The following is a 26,025-nucleotide window of genomic DNA, read 5'->3' on the forward strand; positions in this document are numbered from 1 at the left end:
TGCCCCTATTACCAACGGACTTCAAATTTCTTACGTAACCAGATGGCCAGACTGTTTAAGCTGATCATCATGGCCAGAAGTACAATAATTGCTGCTGCAGTACGCCCTTCAAAGAAGTTACGCAATTCATTGCCTTGCCATAAGAAAATCTGCACCGGTAAAGCCGTTGACTGATCAAATGGTGTGGCTGGAACGCTGGCAACAAAAGCACTCATTCCGATTAATAACAATGGTGCGGTTTCACCCAAAGCCTGTGCGACCCCAATGATTGCGCCTGTCAAAATACCCGGTAAAGCCAAAGGCAAGACGTGATGGAATACTGTCTGGATGCGGGAAGCACCGAGGCCCAAAGCTGCCTGACGAATCGAAGGTGGAACCGCTTTAAGTGATGCGCGTGTGGTGATGATCACAGTCGGTAAGGTCATCAGACTCAGCACCAGACCACCCACCAATGGTGCTGACAGTGGCAAATGCATCCAGCCAATGAAGATCGCTGCACCCAACAGACCGAAGACAATCGATGGTACGGCTGCCAGGTTATTGATATTGACTTCGACCACATCAGTAATCCAGTTTTTTGGTGCAAACTCTTCCAGATAGATCGCAGAGGCCACCCCGATTGGAATCGAGATAAAGATCACGATCATCATCATGAACAGTGAGCCCATGAAGGCACCTGCCAAGCCAGAAGTTGCTGGTGAGCTGCGTGAATCAGGACTGGTGAAAATATTGGTATTGAAACTATTTTCAATCACACCAGCGGCTTTCATCTCGTCCGCCACCTGACGTACTTCAGGACTGAGCTGCTGCTGTTCATCAGGAAGATCACGGTCAATATTTCCCGCTAGCCAGACATCGACATTGGCATCAGCCAGAATTTTCACTTCCTTGCTTTGACCGACCAGACTCGGATCATTCATGACCATGTCGCGCAAACGGTACGCCTCAGAACTAGTATATAAAGAACCCAGTTCATCACGCTGGCTTTCCAGCTTGCTATCTTTGGCGATCATGCCGTTGATAATCAACGCATCCCAATCCACCATTCCCACTTCGGTCTGCCAGGCAATAAAGCGATCTTCAAACTGTGCTGGAGATTCTCCTGCAGCTGGCTTCGGTTTTGGACCAATATCCACAATGGCTGGATCGAAATGAATCGGCAAACTCATGCTGCTTTGCCAGAATGCAGGCAAACCTTTGGATAAAATACTCCCGAACAGCAATACCACAAAGAACAGACCTGCCAGTACCGCAGAGAAACCAAATAAACGAAAGGTTTTTTCTTTACGATGACGTCGTGCCAAAGAGCTTTGAATGGTCTTCTTACGCTTTTCACGCAGCTCGGCGGCGATGGATGGATCAATACGCTGATCCACAGGCGTTGTATTTGAAGTACTCATTAGTCGTATTGCTCACGATATTTACGCACGATGATCAGTGCAACAATGTTCAAACCTAAGGTAATGACGAATAGCGTCAGTCCTAGTGCAAAGGCCACCAGTGCTTGTGGACTAGCAAAGTCAGTATCGCCAGTTAGCTGATTCACGATGGTAATCGTGACCGTAGACACGGCTTCAAGTGGATTGGCATGCAACTGTGGGCTGTTCCCGGCTGCAAGAACCACGATCATGGTCTCACCAATCGCACGTGACGCCGCCAACAGGAACGCACCAATAATACCCGGCAAGGCTGCGGGTAAAACTACCTGACGGATCGTTTCAGATTTGGTGGCACCCAAACCCAAAGAGCCATCACGTAAGGCACGCGGCACCTGAGTGATGATGTCATCTGACAGAGAAGATACGAACGGAATAATCATGATGCCCATGACCAGACCGGCGGTCAGCGCGCTGGTGGCATTAATTTCGAGTCCGACCAGAGCACCCATGCTTTTAAGGAATGGGCCGATGATCATCAAAGCAAAGACACCATAGACAATCGTAGGAATACCCGCCAACACTTCAATTGTAGGTTTTGCCCAAGAGCGGAATCGCGGTGAAGCGTATTCGGCCAGATAGATCGCAATCATCAGGCCTACTGGAACCGCGACCAGAAGCGCGATCCCGCTGACCATGAGCGTGCCCCAGAGCAGTGGCAATAAACCATAACTGCCTTCAGCACTGCCAGAGGTGCTAAACCCTGGGTTCCATTGGGTACCAAAGAAGAAATCGAGTGGGCTAACGAAGCTGAAGAAACGCATCGCCTCGCCAAACATCGACATCACAATCCCGAGAGTGGTCAGAATCGCCACACCTGAACACAATGCCAGGCCGATATTAATCATTTTTTCGACTTGGTTACGTGCACGGAATTCCTGACTAATATGTTTCTTGGCCCAGACCAGACCAGCCAGCGCCGCCGAAATCACGACTGCCAATTTGGCAAAGGTACCAATGGTCGAGAATTTAGCCAATTGCTCTGCGGCTGCGACTTCATAGGCTGCAGGTGTATCACTCACTCCAAAACCTGAGGCAAGTGCCTGAACGCGATCAATCACAACGCTCAAACTTGCCGGATCCAGACTGGCCGAAACATTTTCTGGCAAATGGTTGAGTACCACCTGCTCCAGAAAAGTGGGTTCTACCATATTCCAAACAATCAAAATTAAAAACGCAGGGATACCACACCATAGTGCAACCAGGGCACCATAATATCCGGGACGCGAGTGTAAGTTTGCAGAATTGCTTCCCTTACCTGCTAAGCTACGGCTTTTACTTAATCCGATTTGATAGGCTATGGCCATGATGGCCAATAACACACCTATAAGTAGCAGATTCATGTATTCTCCACTGTTTTTTCAATTTTCATGGTTTGAAAAAACTTGTTTATCGCAAAAAGCCGATGGTAGGTTGACCCTACCACCAGCGTTTTCAAAATCATTTATTACTTCACAACAACCGCTTTACCAGCCTTGAAATTTGCCAGGACTGCTGCACGTTCTTTATCAGACATTGAAATCAGACCTGCTTTTTCCAGCTTAGAGCCTTTGCCAGATACTTTCTTGTTCAGGAAGTATTCTGTGAACTGCGGTAAGCCTTTGATCGATTTCAAATGCTCGCCTTTTACGTAGAAGAACAATGGGCGTGATACCGGATAAGCACCATTCAAGATGGTCTTTTCAGAAGGCGCTACATTGTTCACTGTGGCAACACGTAGACGGTCACGGTTCTGGTCATAGAAACCTAGCCCAAACACACCTACGGCACTTGGAGAAGTTTTTAAACGTGCCAATGTTTCGGTATAGTCACCGGCAATCTCAACCACACGGCCATCTTTACGGAATGTTGTACAAGCTTTTTTCTTAGCATCTTTGTCTAGAGACTTAATTGCAGCATACGTTTCACAACCTGCATCCACCATTTTCTCCTGGAAGACTTCGCGCGTACCATGATTCGACGCAGGAATTACCAGGGTGATAGGTTCATTCGGAAGTGCTTTGTCAATTTGGTTCCAACGCGTGTACGGGTTAGCGACCATTTTTCCATTTGATGGAAGTTGTGCAGCAAGTGCAGCGAAGACATGTTGTGGACGCAGTTTATAAGCCGCTTTGTTTGCATTCGATGCAAACACAATACCGTCATAACCAATTTTGATTTCTAGGACTTGGTTAACGCCATTCTTTTTACATTCTGCCAGCTCTGTACTCTTGATTTGACGAGAAGAGTTTGCGATATCAATCGTATTATCACCCACGCCATTACAGAACTGTTTTAAACCACCTGAAGAACCGCCAGAACCGACAACTGGTGTTTTAAACTGTGGAAAAGTATTACCGAATTCTTCTGCCACGATACTGGCATATGGAAGTACAGTTGAAGAACCTGCAATTTGGATGGTGTCACGTGCTGCGTGTGCAGTCGTTACAGCAGTTGCCCCGGTTACTGCTAATGCTAAAGCTATATTTGTAAAGCGCATTCTAGTATCTCTCTCATTTATGCAAATTTGGAGTACACCACTTTTTATTCAGTTTTGTACTTCTTTCGATACCTGCATTTTGATTTTAGAATATGACAGATAAGTTACAGCTTTATTACGATTTAGTGATTTTTAATCTAGCGGCTTTTTCTTGATTAAATTTTTATGGATTTCAATGATTAAGTTCTTTATGTCATTCACTTCAATAAAAAATTTTAGACCAATGACATGTAACAATTTTTATAAACCTGAACTCAGGATAAATCCTGCTCCCCAGTTTTACATAAGCCTATGACAAATAAATAACAGGCCAAACGGGATTCAGACCTTCCGTGTTTTTGTGAGGAATTTCGATCTGGGAAAGGACCTTTTTTTATTTTTAAGCGCACAAAAAAGGAGATCATTTCGATCTCCTTTTTTTCACACCACCATCACTTATGCAATGGGTGGCGTATAAGTACCGTCAGCGATTGAATCTTTGATACGATCCGCTTCTGCAAGTACTAATGCCAGCAAGTTCTTCACGTTATCAAGCGTTGCAACCGGGCTTAAAGTGGTCATTTTCAGAGACTGAACCTGACCGACTTTCGTCACACCAATGTTCGCTTCACCACGCGCAAACAGTTCGTCTGCTACGTTTTGATTGAGCGTATCGAGTAATTCAACCGGATATCCCGCTGGAACCACACGGAACAAGACAGACGCGAATTGAGGCTCAAGCAGAAGCTCCAGACCATCAGTCGCTTTAATGTAGTCTGCCACATCACGGGTTAATTTCACGCCATGATCGATCATCGAACCATAAAGCTCTTCGCCCAGTGCTTCAACTGTCATCCACAATTTCAATGCATCAAAACGACGCGTCGTTTGTAGTGACTTCGATACCAGGTTAGGAACGCCATGCTCTTCATCATAAGCGGAGTTCAGATACTCTGCTTCATAATGCATGAAACGGTAATTCGCTTCATCTTTCAGCAGGAACGCGCCACAAGAAATGGTTTGGAAATAATGCTTATGGAAATCAAGCGTGATCGAATCCGACAGCTCAATCCCGTCCAGCATAGAACGATAGTCATTGGATAGAATCAGTGCACCACCCCATGCCGCATCGATGTGCATCCACGCGCCATATTTATTGGTGATTTCACGAATTGCTTTCAATGGATCAATCGCACCAGCATCCGTTGTACCCGCTGTTGCCACCACACATGCCACGATCTTGCCTTCAGACTGAAGATGCGCCATGGTTTTTTCCAGTGCATCTACGTCCATCTGTGCATTTTCATTCACAGGAACAGTGACCACTGACTGGAAGCCCATGCCCATCATCGCCATGTTCTTTTGCACAGAGAAATGTGCATTTTCAGAACAGATGACTTTGACATTATGCATCGCATCCGCAGGAATACCATCGCGCTGAACCGACCACGGATTACCGTTTTCGTCTTTCCAGTTTTTCGCAATGCAAGCATCACGCGCCAGCAATACGCCCATCAAGTTAGACTGTGTCCCACCAGAAGTGAATACACCGGCCTGACCTGCACCATAGCCGACTTTTTGACGTAACCAGTCAATCAGCTGAACTTCCATCAACGAACCGGCCGGGCTTTGATCCCATGAGTCCATTGACTGGTTGGTTGCGTTAATCAGCACTTCCGCGATCTGACTGGTCACCATTGTTGGACAGTGAAGATGCGCAAGTGAATGTGGATGATGTACTTTTAAGCTCTTGTTGAGGAATAGCCCAACCATACGCTCAAGAGATTTTTCTACACCCAAACCTTCTTTTGAAGGATTAAATGCAATCGCACTGCGTAGCTCGTTAATGCTGCCGCCAGTGTACATTTTGTCGTTTTGCAACCATGCCGCAACCGCTTTGGTCGCTTGGTCCATGCCAGCCTGATAGTCAGCAATGGATGCAGCATCATTGCAGAGTAACGCTTTACGATGTTCTGCGAAATCTACCATGAATTATGCGCCTCGAACTGCAACTAGTGCTTCAGCAACCGATTTTTTGAAACGAGCAATCACTTCAACACATTCGTCTTGAGTAATGATCAACGGGCAAAGTAAACGAATCACTGTACCGTTACGACCACCTTTCTCAAGCAATAATTTATTGTTGAAACAAGCGGTTTGGATCGCTGCAGCCAACTGACCATCAGCAGGTAAAGAACCCATATGATCCGCATCTTTGCGCTCATCTACGATTTCAACGCCGATCATCAGACCACGGCCACGCACGTTACCGATACACGGGAATTCAGTAGCCAGTTTTTTAAGTTCAGCTTGCAGGAAATCACCACGCTCTTGTGCATTTTGAGCCAGGTTCTGTTCTTTAATGGTATTGATCGTTGCAAGACCTGTACCCATCGCCAATTGGTTACCACGGAAAGTACCGGTATGACCTGCTGGCTGCCAAGCATCAAACTTACGTTTAATACCAAGTACGGCAAGCGGTAAGCTACCACCTACGGCTTTAGACATCACTACAACATCAGGTTCAATCCCTGCGTGTTCGAATGCAAACATTTTGCCTGAACGTGCAAAACCAGCCTGAACTTCATCAAGAATCAATACGATGTTGTGTTTTTCAGTCACTTCACGGATTTTTTGCAACCATTTTACTGGCGCCGTTACCACACCGCCTTCACCTTGAATCGCTTCAAGAATTACAGCTGCAGGTTTGGTCACACCACTTTCGACATCTTCAATGAAGTTTTCAAAGAAATAAGTTAAAGCATCAACACCGGCTTCACCACCAAGACCCAATGGGCAACGGTATTCATGCGGATACGGCATGAACTGTACACCCGGCATCAAACCGTTCACTGCATTTTTCGCAGATAGGTTACCTGTCATTGCCAATGCACCGTGGGTCATACCGTGGTAGCCGCCAGAAAAGCTGATCACTGAGCTACGACCAGTAAAGGTTTTTGCCAGTTTAATCGCGGCTTCGGTTGCATCTGCACCCGATGGACCACAGAACTGCAAGCAGTATTCTTCTTGACCACCTGGAAGATAAGAAAGAAGTGCTTCAGTAAAAGCATCTTTTAAAGGAGTAGTAAGATCCAACGTATGCAATGGTAAACCGCTTGCAATCGTATCTTGGATACTTTGAATGACTGCAGGATGATTATGGCCTAAAGCCAACGTCCCTGCCCCAGCTAAACAATCAAGGTACTCAGTACCTTCAACATCGGTAACCCAGCAACCTTGTGCTTTCGCTATCGCTAACGGTAATTTACGTGGATAACTACGCACATTCGATTCCATCTGACTTTGGCGAGTCAAGTAGTATTCGTTTGTGGAATTGGTGGCAGGGTTTACAGAAGTAACGCTCATATCGAATTACCATCTCTGATATGGGTGAAAGAAATAAGTCTGGTGACGTTTGGTCCTTTGACTCGGCGCTTTATAAAGGTTCTAGCTAGCAGTTTTGTATTCGAATAACTAGGAGGCGGATGATACCGAATTTTTCAGGAAAATAAACAACTTTCAGTCACATTTTGTCCTAATCTTTATCGAAAAAAAACATCATGCTAATCCATCCCCTAAATCATCATCTTACAGTGTGACAGCAGAAAGAAAAGCGTGTTCTTTTATGCTTTTTTGTAGCGCAGGCGACATTCCGGTAATCAATCTTAAAATTATTCATTAAGTATTTAATTATTAATAATAAATATAAATCAAATAATGAGATAAAATTAAAGAAAATTTAACACTCTTACGACAAATATTTCGTAAAAAGATCACAATTGAGATTTAATATTTTAACAACGGCTTAGATGGCCAATTTTAAGAAAAACAGGACAATTTCATGCGTCTCTTAGCACTTACCAGTTTGATCCTTGCCAGCACCCTCGCCACAGGCGCATTTGCAGCTCCTGCTGAATCTCTGAATTATAATGTTGTTAATCTTTCAGCAGAGGCTAGCCGTGAAATCTCAAATGATGAAATGCATGCTGTGCTTTATATTGAAAAATCCAACAAACAACCAGCTGAACTGGCCACTCAAATTAACCAGCTGATGAATCAGGCGATCGCCACAGCACGCAAATATCCTACTGTGAAAATCGAGACTGGGGCACAAAGTACTTACCCTATTTATGACAATGACAACCGCAAATTAAAAGAATGGCGTGGTCGTGCCCAGATTCGTCTGGAATCAAAAGATTTTAAAGCGACATCTCAATTGATTGCTGAATTACAACAGCACTTCCAGACCCAGTCGATTAATTTCAAGGTATCTGACGAAAAGCGTAAAAAAGTTGAAAGCGAGCTGATGATTGAAGCCACCAAAAACTTCCAGCAACGCGCACAGGCACTCACCCAGACCTGGAACAAACCGAGTTATCAACTGGTGAACTTAAACCTGAATACTAATAACTATTCACCACAGCCAGTACCGCGTATGGCCATGATGAAATCTGCATCGGCTGATATGGCGGTTCCTGAGCAGGAAGTTGCGGCGGGCGAATCGCAAATGACGGTCAGCGCGAATGGGGCGATTCAGTTTAAATAAGACTTCATTATATTATTCGCACTTTTAAGAACCACCCTTTTGGGTGGTTCTTTATCATGTGAATATTCTTTAAAAAGCGAGGCTACAAATTCATACAAACTCAGGTAGGAATTGAGGTTTGACCGGTTTAGAGTAACGGACATTTATTCCAGTCTTCTCTGCTCATGTCCCTTGACCAATTGAATCTTTACCTGTTTCATATCTTAAATGTACCCGACCAAGCTTCGATCTGGATAATCAACTATGCCTCCCTGATTGCGCATGACCTGGTTTATCTTTTTTTGCTGATTTTTGCTATTGCCTGGTTCCGTGGTAGTTACGAAGTAAAAACAGGGATTATTAAAGCCTTCATCTTTACAGCTATTACATTATTCATGAGTGAAGTATTGTCTGCGGTACTCAATACCCCACGCCCGTTTGTGATGGATGTTGGTCGCACTCTGATTGAACATGCACCGACTGGTTCTTTTCCCAGCAACCATATGAGTATTTTTAGTGGGATTGCCTTCGCCTATTATTTTTCACCGCAGCGAGACTTGGGACGAATTCTAATCTGGACAGCTTGGCTGGTGGCATGGTCGCGTGTTTATGTCGGTGTGCATTTTCCGATTGATATGCTGGGTGCATTCCTGATGGCAATAATAGTAAATTTAGCTGGCTTGCCGCTGTGGTGGAAATATGAGAATCAAATCATAAACTTTATTTTGGGTATTCATTATTGGTTATTTTCGCCTTTAATTCGAATGGGCTGGATCAAATAAATCTAGTTAAAATGTCATAAAAAAACCCGCTCGAAAGCGGGATTTTTTGAATCTTTAAATTTGAATCTGAATGACTTAATAAATCGCCATATGATTGCGATGAATCATTTCTAGTGAACGTGCTTCACCTAACACCTGATGTACTTTATCTGATGCCAAACCTTTAACGATTTCCGCAGAACGCGAACTGAAATTGACACGCCCTACAGCAATGCGATGACCTTGTCGATCAACACATTCCACCACATCGCCACGTTCGAAGTGCCCCTCAACTGCTTTTACACCGACAGGCAATAAGCTGCGATGATTGTCTTTAATGGCTTTTACTGCACCATCATCAATCACTAAACGACCTGCAGTCTGCAGGTGTGCTGCCAACCATTGCTGATGCGCTGTCATCCGGTCTTTGTCAGTGACAAACAAGGTACCTAACAATTCGCCAGACATTAGACGTGATAGAACACCATCACTATCACCACTTGCAATTAAGGTCGGACAGCCAGATTTTGCCGCCAGACGGGCTGCACGAACTTTGGTCAGCATACCACCACGACCAAATTTACCGCCTCCACCGGCCATATCAAACAGACTTTCATCCATCGCACGTACCGTATGGAACAATTTGGCATCTGGATTAGACCGCGGGTCTGAGTCAAACATACCTTCCTGATCCGTTAAGATAATCAGAAGGTCTGCATGCACCTGACCCGCAACCATCGCAGCAAGTGTGTCGTTGTCACCAAAGCGAATTTCGTCAGTCGAAACAGTATCATTTTCATTGATCACCGGAATCACACGCCAGTCAATCAGGTTCTGCAAAGCATCACATGAATTGAGATAACGACGACGATCTGCCAGATCATCATGGGTTAACAATACTTGCGCAGTTCGAATCTGGTGTTTCTCTAGTACGCTTGACCAAGTATGGATCAGACCCATCTGACCGATGGCAGCACAAGCCTGAAGACTGGGTAGATCGGTGGGTCGATTCTCAAGTTTCATTCGCACCATACCTTCAGCCACAGCACCGGAAGACACCAGAATAATCTCGTGTCCTGCATTGTGTAGATCTGCGATTTGTCCCGCCCAATGCGAGATGGCATCTAAATCTAAACCTTGTCCATTTGCTGTGAGTAAAGATGATCCGATTTTAACAACGATTCGTTTACAACCCTTGAGCTGACGCTGCCCATCTACCACTTCTATCATCTTGTCCTCAGACTCTTCTCTCAGAGATTAGCGTACGTAGTACACTTCCACATCACTATCATCATCGCCATCTTCATCATCTTCATCATCGCCCAGAATACCGGCAAGACGTTGCTGACGACGCATCTCACGATACGCTTCTTTTGCAGCGATGGTTTGTTCTCGTGTTTCAGCTTCAAGCTGATCACGGAATGCTTTCATTTCTGCTGCATATTCTGGATCTTCAGTTTCGCGTTCACGTTGCTCTTCGATCTGATCCATCAGATAGTAAACCACGTCTTTGGTGCCTTCAGCCGTTAAGCCAGAAGTTTCAAAAACCGGCCCTTCCCACTGCAATTCTTCAAGAATATGGGTACACCATTCTTCACGGGTTTCTTCGGCCAACTGATCGACTTTGTTCAGCACCAATACGATCGGCAGTTTTGAAAGCGTTGGGGAGAAGTTTTCTAACTCTTTCATAATTGCTTTGGCATTATGTGCCGGATCTGAGCCATCAATCGGTTGTACGTCAACTATATGCAACAAGATACGGGTACGCGCCAAATGCTTCAGAAAGCGAATCCCGAGACCTGCACCTTCAGATGCGCCTTCGATCAGGCCCGGAATATCCGCCATCACGAATGAACGGTGACTATCGGCATCGACCACACCCAGGTTTGGCACCATGGTGGTAAATGGATAATCTGCAACTTTTGGTTTTGCTGCCGAGACTGCACGAATGAAGGTTGATTTACCCGCATTTGGCATACCCAGCAAGCCGACATCTGCCAGAACTTTAAGCTCTAGACGGATTTCACGGAATTCGCCTTTTTGACCATGCGTACACTTACGTGGTGAACGGTTGGTCGATGATTTAAAGTGGGTATTACCCAAACCACCATCACCGCCTGCTGCAACTTTCACGCGTTGACCGTCTTCGATCAAGTCGCCAATAATGTCACCAGACTCAACATCTACAATTGTTGTTCCTACCGGAACTTTTAATACGGTATCTTCACCGCCACGACCAGCACAGTTCGCCCCACGGCCATTTTTTGCTCGTTCTGCACGATATTTACGTGTATAACGATAATCAACTAGCGTACTGGTGTCGTCGTCAGCCTGAATATAAATGCTGCCGCCACGACCACCATCACCACCATCTGGACCACCAAATGGCACGAATTTTTCACGGCGAAAACTGGCTACGCCATTGCCACCGTCGCCAGCCTCTACGGTAATGACTGCTTCATCAACAAAGCGCATATTGCCAATCCTCTAAAAACTTTAAAACCCCATATTCTGCCATATTTTAAAGAATTTCTCGAATAGAATTATGCAGCAATCCCATAAATCTTAGTTAGTCGTTTTCTCACCAAGCCTATTTGACCTATCTAAGGCATAGATTTAGAAACAGAATGCTTAAAAGATGGAAAAGAAGTGGTAGGAAATCAAGCGCTTTTGCCCTAATACTATCCCCTATTTTGGAAATTCTTTTTGTGAATTTCTTAATGATTTTTAAAATAATTTATAGAGGAGTAAATTTTTCAAAAGCCGTGTTCACAAGAAAATATTCTGATGCGGATACCTTTTAAAATCTGTATTTTATATACACCAAGATAAGTTCAAATTTTGTATTTTCATAAACACTGCATTCCTGCCACTTAATGAAAACTATTTAATAATACTTTGTTTATGCTCTAAAATAACTGGCAGACTTTTTTCAATCCAGCCAATTAAATACATGATTTTTTCAGCCGCTTGTGAGCCAGTAATCGTCAATTGATATTCCACTTTTGGCGGCACCACCGGATAAACCGTTCTCAAAATAAAACCATCTTGTTCTAGCATTTTTAAAGTCTGGGAGAGCATTTTTTCACTTACCCCTTCAATGTGTTGTTTCAGTTCACTAAAACGATGCACCCCTTCACTCAGGCAACGCAAAACCAAGACCGACCATTTATTGGCAAGGTGTTCCAATATTTCACGTGATGGACATTCAGTTGATAAAACCTGCCCCAGTAACGGGCTGATTGCATAATTTGTCATAACATTCTCACAATATTTTTATTACTTACTCGTTTTAATATACTTACTCTTTGTAAGTTATCAGATTCATATTTCGCCAGCAAGCAGATTTATCGATTCTTATTAGATTAAAAAGTCTGCTTTAAATAAAAAAATCATAAAAAAAGAGCCTCAAATGAGGCTCTTTTTTAGCTAAATACTAATTATGCATTAGTTTCAGCAGGAACTTTTGGATAGCTTACGCCGCCCATTTGTTCAGCAATACGCAATACCTGGCAGCTATAACCCACTTCGTTATCGTACCAAACATAAGCAGTTAAACGGTTGCCTGAAGTGATCGTTGCTTGCGCGTCAAATACACCTGCAGTGCGTGAACCGATAAAGTCAGAAGATACCACTTCAGTCGAGTTGGTATAACCGATTTGACCTTGCAGGCTAGAACCGATTGAAATCTGACGAATGTATTCGTTCACTTCATCACGATCAACATCTTGACCTAAAGTCAGGTTAAGAATCGCAAGAGATACGTTTGGTGTAGGTACACGTACAGAGTTACCTGTCAATTTACCTTGAAGAGCTGGAAGCGCTTTCGCTACTGCTTTCGCTGCACCAGTTTCAGTAATGACCATGTTCAATGTTGCAGCACGACCACGACGGTCAGCTTTATGGTAGTTGTCGATCAAGTTCTGGTCGTTCGTGAACGAGTGAACTGTTTCAACATGACCATTCAACACTGTGTATTTGTCATGCAATACTTTCAGTGTAGGTGTAATCGCGTTAGTCGTACAGCTTGCAGCAGAGATGATCGTATCTTCATCAAGGATATCCGCTTGGTTTACACCGTAAACTACGTTCTTCATGTCACCTTTACCAGGTGCAGTCAAAATCACACGAGCAGCGCCCGGGCATTTAAGGTGTTGAGCAAGGCCTTCAGCATCACGCCATTTACCCGTGTTGTCGATCACAAGTGCATTGTTGATACCGTATGCAGTGTAATCTACTTCAGAAGGATTAGAAGCATAAATCACTTTGATGAAGTTACCGTTGGCAATGATTGCTTCGTTTTCTTCATCTACAGAAATTGTGCCTGCAAATGGACCGTGAATAGAGTCACGACGCAGTAAAGAAGCACGTTTTTCCAAATCACCATCAGATGATTTACGAACAACGATTGCTTTCAGGCTAAGACCACGACCCAGACCTGATTGACCAATCATCAAACGCGCCAGGATACGACCAATACGACCGAAACCATAAAGAACCACATCTTTATGTTCTACAGCAGCAGCATTGCCTTCGATCGATTTAACAGCGTCTGCAACAAATGCATCGATGTCGCCGCCTTTTTCTTTAAATTCAACAGCAAGTTTACCCAGATCAACTTCAGCAGAACCGATGTTTTCTACTTTCACCAATGCTTCAAGAATTGGGAAAGTATCAACTACAGAAAGTTCAACGTCCAGTACACGAGTACGGCGATGTGCTTTCAAAATCTGAATCACAGAACGGTTAATTAAAGAGCGACCATAAACTGTAGCTACAATATTTTTTTCACGATATAACTGGCCAACAAGGGCAATCATACGTTCCGCAAGTTCTTCACGGTTTTTCCAGCGACCTTGGTGTTCTGCATGGAGGGCAACAATAGTGTCTTTGCTCACAGATACGTCCTCTAATTAATTGTAAATCTAAGCATAAATTTCTAAACCCGACAATTGTAATGGAATTGGCCGCAAGTTTGAATCAAAAGCTCGTTGAGACGGGTAGTTTTTAACGTATATTCACTATAAATTTCAAAAATAGTTGTAATTAGCCGAATGATTTTGCATCCGAAAATTCTAAAGACCACTATTTTTTTCGTACCTGACACAAATTTGTTAAATGTTGTTTATTCAAACAAATCTAAATTTCAAAATTTAGCGTCCCGCCCTGTTCAGGCTGGATTCTACTCCCTGCTGAAAAATTCATGTCCAGACTCATGGAGGCATTGAAGTTTTCTACATCGAAATCATCATAGGTTTCGGGCAAATGAATGAGCAAAGGTAAACGGGTCAGGCCATTGTCCCCAGAGGGAAAAGCATAGTGGCGATCAACCTGCTGTAAATGCTGCAAACTTTCAAATTCCAGAAATACGCTACAGTTTTCATGTGTTCTTGGCACCTGAATAATTTCCAGAAACATACTACGCTTTAACTGCTGCAATTGATTGAGCGCGGTATCAATCGCCTCATCGAAATTATTTTTACGCCACAACTTTTTAAATACGGATTTTTTCTCTTCATCCACTTTTTGCCGCTGCAGTGTATTAATATATTTTTTCAGATCCCGGTATTGCTGTACATTTTCAGAAATCGTATTTTGAATATCCAGAACAGCCTGCTGTGAACGCTGATGCATGACTTGCCATTCATTACGGTGGGTAGGAATAAAGGTTTCCGCTTTACGCTTTTCCAGTAAACGGATAAAAGCCAGCAGTTTATATTCAAAATTCTGCATGTACTGATTAAACATGAAACCCGGCTGGGACTTGAAATCGCGGTAATAGGCCAGAATTTCTGTAAATATTTTATGGACATGCAGATACAGATAATCAAACTCTTCAAGATGCGACAAATGATCACGAATGGCATCCCGCATCGGCAAAAGCAATTCACGCGTCATAATTTCTTCAAACTGCTTCAGGTGACGTTGTGCCACCACATCGGCATTTTTCTCTACAACGTGAATGGGCTCAACCAGTAAAGGTAATAACTTCTGTTCAGACACCTGTTCCAGTGTATGCACAATGTCGATTACATCCAAATGAATCTGACTCTGTAAAGTCACCATCCGCTGCATCTGTGATTTCAGGGTTTCTACCACCGCTTCATCCATGTCATCCTGCAAGTCCAGAATCAGGATATTCAGGTAGACCTGATCTTCAAGTGCACCTTTTTCTTCAATCAGGAAACGGCGAATCGAATACGAGTTTTGCTGCACATCCATCACCGGCGCAACGATAAATAGAAATTGCGAGGTACGGACAATATCAAAATGACGAATCTGCTGTTCTTTAATCAGGAAATAACGGAAAAGTGGATGCGTCATTTCCGCCGTCTGTTTTTTTAACAGCGGCTTATGCCAATAACCCAACAATTGCTGCTTGATAAAAACTTCAATAATAAAGTATTTAATGTGCTGTTCGGTAAGCTGACGCACCCCTTCAACCGGCTGTAAGCGGAGGCCGCGAAAATTTCAGCAGCATTTAATAAAAATGTACGACGCAGTTCCAGCTTTTCACGCTGCATCTGAAAATTTTCATTGACGTCAATTTTATCAATTTGTTCCAGGACGTTTTCCAGATAGTCTGCGATTTGCAAACTATCATTCAAACCCTACAAACTTTTTAGTGACAACCCAAAGGTACTGGCATAGTAACGCATCTGGTCATTGAGAAATTTTTGGCTGAGACGTTCTACCGAATGGTGAGCCTGATAGCGGTATTGATCCATTTCCCGATCCCAAAGAATTTTCTTGGGCTTTAAAATCTGAAAATCAATACTTTCTTTTAATTCTGGTGAAACTTCTGCCAGAACAGTACGAAGCTCTCGCTCCCAATTTAAATCCAGACTTGGTTCCAGTTGTGATAAACGTGCACGTAACTGATATGGAATCGCAATCTGTGACATGTTTATCCCCTTAAAATATAGAAAACATTCTTTTAAACAAAGTAGACGATTTTGAAAATAATCAGGTCAATATTGTCTGACGAATATAATGCTTATGCAAACCACATTATTCATTATTTTTTCTGATTTTTTCTAGCTGTGCGGCTTTATTTGCCAGCTCATATTTTTTCAGCTGCTGCTGTTTTAAATGCAAGATTCCCTCCACAACCAGCAGTAAAACAGCCAGCCAGATTGGAATATAGGTCAACCACTCACCTGATTCCACGCGCTCACCCAGCGCCATCGAGGCAAAAGCGAGCAGTACCGGCTCCAAATAACTCAACAGTCCAAAGATGACAAAGGGCAAATATCGGCTGGCCAAAATATAGCTACCCAAACCGAGCGCACTTAAAAAGCCTAATCCAAGAACTGCCAGGATCAAGTGGGAATGATTCAACATGAGCGGCATGGAATCGCTATAGATAAAGCCCAAATAAAATGCCACAGGCAAAATCAGAAATAGATCCCACCAGAATCCACCAAGATGATCGGTCGCGAATTTACGCCGCATAAAGAAATAAAGTGGATATGCTAAAGCGACATAAACCGTTTCCCATGCAATTGAACCGATACGCCAGATTTCATGCCCTACCCCCAATACTGCCAGAGCAACCGCAACCATCTGGAAGGATGACAATTTTTCTTTGTAAAGCGCACAACCGACCAGCACCATCACCAGAGGTAGCAGAAAATAACCGAGCGAGACTTCGAGGCCACGTCCATTGATAGGCCCCCATAGAAACAACCATAATTGCGTGGTACACAACAGTGAGCTGATCAGCAACCAGATCAAAAAGGAAGGCTGTTGTAACACCCGTTTAAAAATACTGCCGATATGTTTCAGATCACCCGACCACCACATGAAGGCAGTCAGAAATGGTAAAGTTGCCAGCATGCGCCATGCAAAGGTCTGTTCACTATCTAAAGGCTGTAAAAAAGGCGTAAATACATAAAGCACTCCAAAAACCACAGAGGCCAAGACAGATAACGCGATGCCTTTATACATAGTCAAACTCTACTTTCATTCGCCGGCATTATAACGATTAGTACAATAGAAAGCTTGATGCTTCATCTATTTAAAATGTAGTTATCTCTAGATTTTAGATTGTCTTTCGACACGTAAAATAAAAAAAACCATACCTAAGCATGGTTTCCATTAAGACGATATTTTTATCTTTGAGTTTGTTTGGTATGAATCACATCGCTCAAGTCATAACCAACAGACTGTGCATATTGTAAATATTCATTCACCACATTTTTATCCAATTGCGGATCACGTGAGAGTATCCACATATATTTACGTTTTGGCTCACCGACCAGAACAGTTTGATAATTTTCATCCAGTTTTAAGACCCAATAATCGCCACGAGCGACCGGAATCCAGCGAATAAAGTCTGGCAGGAAACTGACTTTTAGCTTGGTATTCTGCGGTGGATTTTGCACAAATGCCTCACCCAATGACTGGGTTTGTCCACCATCTTTTTTAATGCAGCGGTTATCCACCACAATATTGCCATTTTCATTTAAAGTATAAGTCGCTGTGACATCACGATCACACTTGTTTTGAAAATATAAAGGTTTGCGTGCCACTTCGTACCAGGTGCCCAAATAACGGTCCAGTTCAACTTTCTCAATGGTCGGTAATGGCTCGTCTTTCGCATAAGCCATAGTAGCGGCGCCTAAACCGAGAAGAACCGCGCTACCCACCGCAATTTTTGCCAGCTTTAATCCGGTACGTGAAGATTTTTGAGTTGTCATAAAGATACCTATTGCATGTTCACAAAATATTTATTTAAAAAATTCTGTTCATACAATAGCTTTATCACAGCCCTTAATTTGTTACATTGTGTTTGCTTTGTGATTGATTTTACGTAATTTAAATATAATTACATGCTAAACCACTCAATCAAACATCTGAGCTTTTAAACGCACAATTTCATCACGCATACGCGCAGCCTGCTCAAACTGAAGCTCTTTGGAAGCTTTCAGCATTTCCTTTTCAAGCTTGTTAATGTGTTTCGCAAACATTTTTGGATCTGCCATGATATGCCGCTCATCCGCACTGATCGCACGTGCCTGATCCGAGGCTTTCAATTCAATTGAATCATCATCCAATACTTCACCGGTATCAATTTCCTTGATCACCTGACGCACTGCACTGCGCGGGGTAATGCCATGTTCTTCATTAAACTGAATCTGCTTGGCACGACGACGGTCTGTCTCATCAATGGCTTTCTGCATCGAATCAGTGATTCGGTCTGCATACAGAATCGCCTTACCTTTCAAGTTACGTGCAGCGCGGCCAATGGTCTGAATGAGAGAGCGCTCGGAACGCAGGAAACCTTCTTTATCCGCATCCAGAATGGCGACCAGTGACACTTCCGGCATATCCAGCCCTTCTCGCAGCAGGTTAATCCCAACCAGTACATCATGCACCCCAGTACGCAGTTCATGAATGATTTTGACACGTTCGACGGTATCGATATCGGAGTGTAAATAAGCGACCTTAATCCCGTATTCTTTCAAATAAGAAGTTAAATCTTCGGCCATGCGCTTGGTCAAGGTTGTGACCAGTACCCGCTCATTAATATCTTTACGCAAATTAATTTCAGAAAGCACATCATCGACCTGCGTCAAAACTGGACGAATTTCAATTTCTGGATCAATCAGACCAGTTGGACGTACCACCTGCTCGACAATCTGTTGGGATTTTTCCAGCTCGTAACGTGCGGGCGTTGCGCTGACATAAACAGTCGTCGGCACAATCCGTTCCCATTCCTCAAATTTCATCGGCCGGTTATCCAGCGCGCTTGGCAAACGGAATCCGTAATTGACCAGATTTTCCTTACGCGAACGGTCACCCTTGTACATGGCACCAATCTGCGGCACCGTCACATGCGATTCATCAATAATCAGCAAGGCATCATCCGGAATATAATCGAACAAGGTCGGCGGCGCTTCACCCGCAGGGCGTCCAGATAAATGACGTGAGTAATTTTCAATGCCGTTGGTATAACCTAATTGCTGCATCATTTCCAGATCATAGCGTGTCCGCTGTTCAATCCGCTGGGCTTCCAACAGTTTGTCATTTTCCCGGAAGAACACCAGACGCTCTTTAAGTTCGTCTCGGATGGTTTCAATCGCACGGGATAAATTGTCTTTAGGCGTCACATAGTGGCTTTTAGGATAAATGGTCACGCGAGGTACTTTACGAACCATTTTCCCGGTCAGCGGATCAAACCAGCGAATGGAGTCAACTTCATCATCAAACAGTTCAATCCGGATGGCATCCTGATCCGATTCAGCCGGAAAAATATCAATAATTTCACCGCGAATACGATAAGTACCACGCAGAAATTCCAGTTCGTTACGCGAATACTGCATTTCAACCAGACGGCGAATAATATCATCACGGCCAATGCGGTCACCCTCCACCACATGCAGCAACATGCTCATATAGGCATTTGGATCACCCAAACCATAAATCGCAGATACCGATGCGACAATAATCGCATCACGTCGCTCTAGGAGTGAACGGGTTGCAGAAAGGCGCATCTGGTCAATATGGTCATTAATTGCAGCATCTTTCTCGATAAAAGTATCTGAAGATGGCACATAGGCTTCCGGCTGATAATAATCATAATAACTGACAAAATATTCGACGGCATTATTGGGGAAAAATGCTTTAAATTCGCCGTAGAGCTGTGCAGCCAAAGTTTTGTTATGTGCCATGACAATGGTCGGACGCTGTGTCTGTGCAATGACATTGGCCATAGTATAGGTTTTACCAGACCCAGTAACCCCCAGTAAAAGCTGATCATGAAAACCCTGTTCAATGCCTTTGACAAGTTTTTTAATGGCCTGTGGCTGATCGCCTGCTGGTTGATAACTGGTCACTAATTCAAAGGGTTTTTTATCACTCATAGCTTTCGCTGACTTCGCTGCGGATATAGATTTGATTTATTATGAGGGTAAATTGGAATTACTCAATCCCTGCTTAGGTTTCTGTTTGGTAAAATAAAACAATATTAGCATTCATTATTTGTTAGCGCTTGACTCACTCTCTAGTTTGAAAAATCATCAATAAAATATACAGTTACAAAGGGAATAAATACAGAAAAAACCAAGCATTTTCAGCCAGCAGCTTTATTTGGGCGTACTCGGCATCCTGTTTTGGATCATGGGTGGAATATTGACCTATCTGTTTGGCTAGTCCGGCACAATTTTGCCTTGACCCCTATTCATTTCACGGGCAACATGAAGATCAGGACGGCCTAGAATAGACAATTATGACTTACCACTATCACGATGAAAGTATTGTTAAATCCCTTCCGGAAAATACGGTTTTTGTTTTTGGCAGTAACTTGGCTGGACAGCATGGTGGTGGAGCTGCCAGAACGGCACTTGAGCATTTTGGTGCAGTCATGGGCGTGGGTCGTGGCTGGGCGGGTCAGAGCTATGCTATTCCAACAATGAACGAGCATTTACAACAAATGCCGCTCTCACAAATTCAACACTATATTGATGACTTTAAGATTTACACCAAAAATCATCCTAAAAATAAATATTTTATTACTTCCTTGGGCTGTGGGATCGCAGGTTATAAAGTCGAGGAAATTGCACCGATGTTTAAAGGCATCTCACGCAATGTAATTTTCCCACAATCTTTCCGTCCTTTTGTCGAAAAGCCGCTGCCAAAATTAAGCGCAAATTTCTTACATACCATATTTCGCGATTCAGTCATTTTAACTCCGGCCAGCGATGAATTGATTGAAGAACTGCCTTTGACCGAAAATGAAAAAAGTCTGGCGAGAATTATTTTAAATACCCAGATCTATCCGACCGACAGCAATGGGCGGGAACGTGTCTTTGAAATTGAAGATATCCTGCACAACCTAAATACCAAGCTGGTCGATTTTCAGAGCCATTCAGAAGGTGCCATGTTGTTTGGAGGCGTGATTTTAGCACTACTAGAACTTTATAATATTAACGAGAAAGATTTTATCGATGTCTGGCAAGGTGAGCGAGAAATTGCGCCACCGAAACCGGAAAATAAAGCGCGTAAAAGCATTCGTTAGTGCTATCAAAATATCTTTCAAAAAAAGCCAATGTTTAAATTGGCTTTTTTCTGGGCGGCTAAAATATCGAATATGAAATCAATTAGGCCTGGATTTTATTTTGATTGGCATTTAGAGAGCTTAAATATTTCGTTTGCTTTATTAAGAATAAAATTGAAAGAGATTTGGATAAATTAGAGCACCATTTTCTATTTGCTCGAAAAATAAATCAAATATTGCTCACCAACTCCCTAAAAACTTCCACAAAAAAAGCCATGATTTATCATAGCTTTTCGAGTCTGATCAATTAGCGTTTGCCCATTGAACGGCGCGTACCACGTGGTGGCATCCAGGTACGGTCAGCATAACGCTGCGGTCTTGGTCTTAAATCTTCCAGAACTTCTTCTGCAGCATTTTGCTCTGCTTGCTTGATCGGGAAAGGTAAATTAACCAGGGGCTTTTTTTTGGGAGGAGTTTGGGTGCTCATGTGATTCACTCAATAATATATGTAGCTATTGTACAAAAAAACTCAGTCGACTGGGTAGCAGGATCTTGGATAAATTCATATGCTCTTGTTTTGGAAAAATAAAAAATCATCCCATGATGGTAAATGCTTGAAGTAATACAGCCTAAAATTTACCTAAACTCTCCTCTAGATATTCCATGATAAAAATTCATTCAATTGAAATTTTAACGCTCTCAAGAGCAAATTTCCTTCACTTTTATACTTAAGCTAGTCAGATAAAAATAATGATTTTTACATACTACTCATTTCTTAAAACTCAAGAGAGATAAACAAAAAATATACATCGGTTACCAATATTAACCATCGCTTAACTTTTGACCTGTTGTTCTATAACTGAATTTTTTAAGGCAATTCACATAATTAGTTAACTAGAAAAACGAATAAACAAACTGGACATGGAGTTCCAAATCAATGAAAACATTGCTGGCATGTATGGCAGGCCTAGCCACTTTACCTATGGTCGCGCATGCAGATTCCCCTTATTTTAGCTTGCAAGATGGAGATGGCTTTAAGCGCTTTTCGGTATCGGTCGGTGCATTGCATGTGATGCCGCAAGGCAAGGCCCAGCCCTTTAAAGTGAATACTGCTGTCAAAGAAGGTGAAACATCACAAGTAGGTGATATCTCAATTGACTCTGTGAAAAATAATCTTGATCCAGACATGGATCCAAACCTTTCCTCTGTTTTTGTTAATATTCTGGATCGACTTGGTACAGAAACACTGCCTGCAGCGCTCAGTGGGCGAGCTGAAATTTATGGACTGGAAAGCTGGAATAATCCTGGTACTGGCCTGGAAGCGGATGATGTCACCACCTTAGGCATTATGACCAATTACTATTTTACCGATAATATTTCTTTTGAAATGAAAGCCGGCATTCCACCTAAAGTAGACTTGCAAGGCAGTGGTAAAATCTACGCGCCTTTTTCTGCGCTTGCGACTCCAAGTCTTGATTTAATTCCACAAATTCCAGGTGGAATTGATTTACCTGGCATTGAATTGAAAAATGATATTCTCATTACTGATCTGGAAGCTTATGGGCCGGCGGCTTCTGCCCGCGCATGGACACCTGCCTTTGAATTCCAGTATCACTTTGGTAAAACCGGGGTCAATAAATTCCGGCCTTATGTCGGCTTAGGTGTCATGTATGCCTATTTCAATGAACTGGAAATTAACTCACGTACCGAGCAAGACCTGATTGCTGCCGGACATATGATTGCCAATATCAAGGAAGGAAAAGCTGGTGCTTCTCTGGATGGCACGCCAAGTTCAGCCAACCCGAAAGTTGATCTGGAAGCATCCGATGCTTTCGCGCCTGTGGCCACGGTCGGCTTTAGCTATGACTTTAATGAAACCTGGTTTGCAGTCGGTTCAGTCTCTTATGCACATCTAAAAAATGACACGACAATTACAGTGACAGATGCAAATCTAGGTGAACTGATTCGCTCTAAAGCCGATATCGAAGTCAATCCGATTCTGGCCTATGCCGGGATTGGGATGCGTTTCTAAGCTCAATATCCGATTTTTAATTAAAACGGCTTCGGCCGTTTTTTTAGGCTTAATATATTAAATAAAAAAAATTTATCTTTTGATCAATATTTATTTAATCGCCTCTATTGCTTGAATCGAATACTATACATATCAACTTTATAGGCATGAATGACGTATGGCTGACAGTCAATTTTCCAAAGCTCTTATTTTTATGCTGATTGGCTCTGCCATCATTTTGGCACTGTCATTGGGTGTACGTCATGCATTTGGCTTGTATCTGGTGCCGATGAGCGAAGAATTTGGCTGGGGTCATAATGTTTTTAGCCTGGCCATTGCTATGCAAAACCTGATCTGGGGTGCAGTTCAGCCAATTACCGGGGCATTTGCCGATAAATATGGCAGCAAGATTGTGGTGGCTGTAGGCGGCGCCTTATATGCAATCGGTCTACTGTTGATGGCAGTTAGCTCAACCGGATTATTGCTTAATCTGAGTGTAGGTCTGATTCTGGGCCTCGCCCTGTCTGCCACCTCATTTCCGGTGTTATTGTCTGCGGTCGGGCGTGCTGCCCCACCAGAAAAACGCAGTTTGGCGATGGGAATTGCCAGTGCGGCCGGATCTTTTGGTCAGTTTATCATGCTGCCTTCGACCCTGCTGCTATTACAGAATGTCGGCTGGTCAGCGGCACTGGTGGTCAGTGCTATTTTGATTGCCCTGATTGTGCCATTGGCTTGGATGCTGAAAGCACCGATGTATGTTAATCCCAACGCAGCCGCTACACCCAATAAAGTCTCACTCAGTTTTAAACAGATTCTGGTGGTGGTGAAAAATCATAAACCCTTCTGGTTTCTGGCTATGGGCTTTTTTGTTTGTGGTTTTCAGGTCGTTTTTATTGGCATTCACCTGCCTGGCTATCTGATTGATCATGGGTTTAATGCCACAACCGGTACGATCTTCTTAGCCTTAGTGGGTCTGTTTAATGTGGTAGGCACCTATACGGCCGGCTGGCTGGGCGGCAAATATTCCAAACCGCATCTACTGATGGGATTATATGCATTGCGTGGAATTGCGATTATTGCCTTTCTCATGCTGCCTCTCAGCACATGGACAGTCTATAGCTTTGGTGTCATTATGGGGTTACTCTGGTTATCGACCGTTCCGCTGACCAATGGCATTGTGGCGAATATGTTCGGGGTGAAATATCTGACCATGCTCAGTGGCATCGTGTTCTTTACCCATCAGGTTGGCTCATTTTTTGGTGGCTGGCTCGGTGGAGTCAACCATGATTTGAGCGGCAATTATAATGCGGTGTGGATGCTATCAATTGTCCTCAGCATTTTTGGCGTACTGGTGCATTTCTGGGTCAATGAGGAGCAAATCGTCCATGACTGATTCTCTACTGAAACTCAAACTCTCGATTGTGGTGGCAATCCTGCTTTTACTGGCTTTGTCGATTGGACTGTGGTTACAAACCCCTGAGCTGTTTGAATATTTTAATCAGGCTTTCTGCGCACACTAAACTGTTGAAATATCCTCAGCAGAAAATGCGCAATCCATCGCACAATAAGTTAAATGTTTCAAAATCAACTGAATAGTAAAAATAACAGATTATTCATAAACTTATCATTTCTTTTGATTTTATTTCAGTCCGGAATTTTCTTAGATTCTCATCAACAAGAAAATTCTGAGACTTTATAATGACCAGCTTAACCCAACTTTCACAAGCCATTCATGATGCCCCACGCTGGCATCAGCCAGATCAATTGCAACATCCGGATGAAATCAAGATTGTACCGCAAACCGGTCAGGCCTTAGGCGCAGTGGTCTATGGTCTCGATGCCCGGAAAGCCCAGTCATCCGAAACCATTCTAAAATTAAAACAGGCTCTGGCCGAGCATCTGATTTTGATCTTCAAACAGCAAAGTCTGGATGATTTACAGTATCTGGCATTTTCAACTTATTTCGGTTCCATTTTCCGTCCCGGTGCAGATACACCGGTACTGGCTGCGCAGTCCGATAGCGGTGTTCCACCCGATGTCGTGCCGGTTTCCAATGCTGTTGGTCAGGGAGATTACACCGGGCATGGTGAACTGACTCCACATGCCGATCATCAATGGACACCATTACCCTCTTTTGGTTCCCTATTATATGCGATTGAACTGCCTGAGGACGGCGGTCAGACCAGCTGGATCAATACCATTAAAGCCTATGATGCACTCAATGAAACAACTAAGGCAGAGATCGATCAGCTACAACTGATTACCTACAACCCTTTCGTGCGCCGTCAAAAAACCAGAGATCAGGCTGATGATCAAGGTTACGGCAATAGTCCGCTGTATCGCTTTAAAGATCAGCCCATATTAAGTCATGCCTATCCACATCCGCTGGTGCGCACTCATCCTGAATCCGGCCGTAAAGCGCTTTGGCTAAACACGTATACCGAAGTCGAGCTGGTCAATTATGATGATCAGGCAGGTAGCGAACTGATCGCAAAATTACGTGAGCATATTTCAAAACCTGAATTCGCTTATGAACATCACTGGGAAATTGGCGATATCGTGTTCTGGGACAATCAAGTGACTTTGCACTCCCGCCGTCCATTCCCGGCTGATCAGCGCCGTTTATTAAAACGCATCAGTCTGGCGGGTAGCCGTCCGTTTTAGAAATGAGAAAATCCGAACAACAAGAAAGGTCATTACAACCTTCGATAATAATGACTCATCTATACATCCTGTACCATTGAGACTTTGACCGGCTCAATGGTTTTTTATTTTCTCGAATAATAAAAATATCTAACTCTGAATATAAGTATAGATAGTAAATTCCTTAACA

Annotated in this window: 22 protein-coding genes; 7 read left to right on the forward strand and 15 right to left on the reverse strand. The window is 43.4% G+C overall.

The window, feature by feature from the left end; all coding sequences use genetic code 11:
* Nucleotides 1-8 precede the first annotated feature (8 nt).
* The 5 genes from pstA to ACP7BU_RS02285 form a co-directional block, all read right to left on the reverse strand.
* Nucleotides 9-1,400 (reverse strand): phosphate ABC transporter permease PstA, encoded by a 1,392-nt coding sequence (gene pstA, locus ACP7BU_RS02265; protein WP_425877974.1) that lies wholly within the window; start codon nt 1,398-1,400, stop codon nt 9-11.
* Complete coding sequence (gene pstC, locus ACP7BU_RS02270; RefSeq protein WP_005107378.1) at nt 1,400-2,779, reverse strand: phosphate ABC transporter permease subunit PstC; 1,380 nt, start codon at nt 2,777-2,779, stop codon at nt 1,400-1,402. Before pstC ends, pstA begins: the two co-directional genes overlap by 1 nt.
* Before the next feature lie 104 nt (nt 2,780-2,883).
* Nucleotides 2,884-3,915 (reverse strand): substrate-binding domain-containing protein, encoded by a 1,032-nt coding sequence (locus tag ACP7BU_RS02275; protein ID WP_004279710.1) that lies wholly within the window; start codon nt 3,913-3,915, stop codon nt 2,884-2,886.
* A 435-nt stretch (nt 3,916-4,350) separates the two neighbouring features.
* A complete protein-coding gene (locus tag ACP7BU_RS02280; RefSeq protein ID WP_425877971.1) occupies nt 4,351-5,883 on the reverse strand; it encodes a pyridoxal phosphate-dependent decarboxylase family protein in 1,533 nt (510 codons plus the stop codon).
* A gap of 3 nt (nt 5,884-5,886) precedes the next feature.
* Nucleotides 5,887-7,260, reverse strand: coding sequence for a diaminobutyrate--2-oxoglutarate transaminase (locus ACP7BU_RS02285; RefSeq protein WP_004646522.1), 1,374 nt, complete (start codon nt 7,258-7,260; stop codon nt 5,887-5,889).
* A gap of 475 nt (nt 7,261-7,735) precedes the next feature.
* Between ACP7BU_RS02285 and ACP7BU_RS02290 the strand changes: the two genes are divergently transcribed.
* Both ACP7BU_RS02290 and ACP7BU_RS02295 read left to right on the forward strand, forming a co-directional pair.
* Entirely contained in the window at nt 7,736-8,440 is a 705-nt protein-coding gene (locus tag ACP7BU_RS02290; protein ID WP_004646521.1) for an SIMPL domain-containing protein, read from the forward strand.
* A gap of 164 nt (nt 8,441-8,604) precedes the next feature.
* On the forward strand, nt 8,605-9,201 hold the full coding sequence (locus ACP7BU_RS02295; protein ID WP_425877969.1) for a phosphatase PAP2 family protein: 597 nt from the start codon (nt 8,605-8,607) through the stop codon (nt 9,199-9,201).
* A gap of 75 nt (nt 9,202-9,276) precedes the next feature.
* Here ACP7BU_RS02295 and proB read toward each other — a convergent pair whose 3' ends face one another.
* The 9 genes from proB to uvrB all read right to left on the reverse strand — a co-directional run bounded on the left by proB (nt 9,277) and on the right by uvrB (nt 20,048).
* On the reverse strand, nt 9,277-10,410 hold the full coding sequence (gene proB, locus ACP7BU_RS02300; protein WP_005107384.1) for a glutamate 5-kinase: 1,134 nt from the start codon (nt 10,408-10,410) through the stop codon (nt 9,277-9,279).
* 27 nt (nt 10,411-10,437) lie between these two features.
* Entirely contained in the window at nt 10,438-11,655 is a 1,218-nt protein-coding gene (cgtA, locus tag ACP7BU_RS02305; protein WP_005107385.1) for an Obg family GTPase CgtA, read from the reverse strand.
* 408 nt (nt 11,656-12,063) lie between these two features.
* Nucleotides 12,064-12,438 (reverse strand): winged helix-turn-helix transcriptional regulator, encoded by a 375-nt coding sequence (locus ACP7BU_RS02310; RefSeq protein WP_425877966.1) that lies wholly within the window; start codon nt 12,436-12,438, stop codon nt 12,064-12,066.
* Between the two features lie 182 nt (nt 12,439-12,620).
* A complete protein-coding gene (locus ACP7BU_RS02315) occupies nt 12,621-14,078 on the reverse strand; it encodes a glyceraldehyde-3-phosphate dehydrogenase (RefSeq protein ID WP_004279679.1) in 1,458 nt (485 codons plus the stop codon).
* Between the two features lie 241 nt (nt 14,079-14,319).
* Nucleotides 14,320-15,615, reverse strand: a complete 1,296-nt coding sequence (locus ACP7BU_RS02320) for a hypothetical protein (RefSeq protein ID WP_425877964.1) — start codon at nt 15,613-15,615, stop codon at nt 14,320-14,322.
* Nucleotides 15,616-15,791: 176 nt separating this feature from the next.
* Complete coding sequence (locus ACP7BU_RS02325; RefSeq protein ID WP_005246824.1) at nt 15,792-16,085, reverse strand: hypothetical protein; 294 nt, start codon at nt 16,083-16,085, stop codon at nt 15,792-15,794.
* A 106-nt stretch (nt 16,086-16,191) separates the two neighbouring features.
* Nucleotides 16,192-17,130 (reverse strand): EamA family transporter RarD, encoded by a 939-nt coding sequence (gene rarD, locus ACP7BU_RS02330; protein ID WP_425877962.1) that lies wholly within the window; start codon nt 17,128-17,130, stop codon nt 16,192-16,194.
* Between the two features lie 164 nt (nt 17,131-17,294).
* A complete protein-coding gene (locus tag ACP7BU_RS02335; protein WP_044112882.1) occupies nt 17,295-17,882 on the reverse strand; it encodes a lipocalin family protein in 588 nt (195 codons plus the stop codon).
* Nucleotides 17,883-18,026: 144 nt separating this feature from the next.
* Nucleotides 18,027-20,048 carry an excinuclease ABC subunit UvrB gene (gene uvrB, locus ACP7BU_RS02340; RefSeq protein ID WP_425877960.1) on the reverse strand — a complete coding sequence of 674 codons (2,022 nt, stop codon included), beginning with the start codon at nt 20,046-20,048 and terminating at the stop codon, nt 18,027-18,029.
* Nucleotides 20,049-20,413: 365 nt separating this feature from the next.
* On the opposite strand from uvrB, the gene ACP7BU_RS02345 reads away from it, so the two are divergent.
* On the forward strand, nt 20,414-21,202 hold the full coding sequence (locus tag ACP7BU_RS02345) for an A1S_2505 family phage non-structural protein (protein WP_004646509.1): 789 nt from the start codon (nt 20,414-20,416) through the stop codon (nt 21,200-21,202).
* Between the two features lie 286 nt (nt 21,203-21,488).
* Here ACP7BU_RS02345 and ACP7BU_RS02350 read toward each other — a convergent pair whose 3' ends face one another.
* Entirely contained in the window at nt 21,489-21,668 is a 180-nt protein-coding gene (locus tag ACP7BU_RS02350) for a hypothetical protein (RefSeq protein WP_004646507.1), read from the reverse strand.
* 450 nt (nt 21,669-22,118) lie between these two features.
* Between ACP7BU_RS02350 and ACP7BU_RS02355 the strand changes: the two genes are divergently transcribed.
* The 4 genes from ACP7BU_RS02355 to ACP7BU_RS02370 all read left to right on the forward strand — a co-directional run bounded on the left by ACP7BU_RS02355 (nt 22,119) and on the right by ACP7BU_RS02370 (nt 25,856).
* On the forward strand, nt 22,119-23,213 hold the full coding sequence (locus ACP7BU_RS02355) for an OmpW/AlkL family protein (protein ID WP_425877957.1): 1,095 nt from the start codon (nt 22,119-22,121) through the stop codon (nt 23,211-23,213).
* A gap of 157 nt (nt 23,214-23,370) precedes the next feature.
* A complete protein-coding gene (locus ACP7BU_RS02360; protein WP_422195810.1) occupies nt 23,371-24,585 on the forward strand; it encodes an MFS transporter in 1,215 nt (404 codons plus the stop codon).
* Complete coding sequence (locus ACP7BU_RS02365; RefSeq protein ID WP_004730126.1) at nt 24,578-24,712, forward strand: hypothetical protein; 135 nt, start codon at nt 24,578-24,580, stop codon at nt 24,710-24,712. Before ACP7BU_RS02360 ends, ACP7BU_RS02365 begins: the two co-directional genes overlap by 8 nt.
* A 178-nt stretch (nt 24,713-24,890) precedes the next feature.
* Nucleotides 24,891-25,856 carry a TauD/TfdA dioxygenase family protein gene (locus ACP7BU_RS02370; RefSeq protein ID WP_425877955.1) on the forward strand — a complete coding sequence of 322 codons (966 nt, stop codon included), beginning with the start codon at nt 24,891-24,893 and terminating at the stop codon, nt 25,854-25,856.
* The last annotated feature ends 169 nt before the right edge of the window (nt 25,857-26,025 follow it).

The sequence above is a fragment of the Acinetobacter sp. 40AMC3-4 genome (assembly GCF_049898185.1).
Classification (GTDB): domain Bacteria; phylum Pseudomonadota; class Gammaproteobacteria; order Pseudomonadales; family Moraxellaceae; genus Acinetobacter.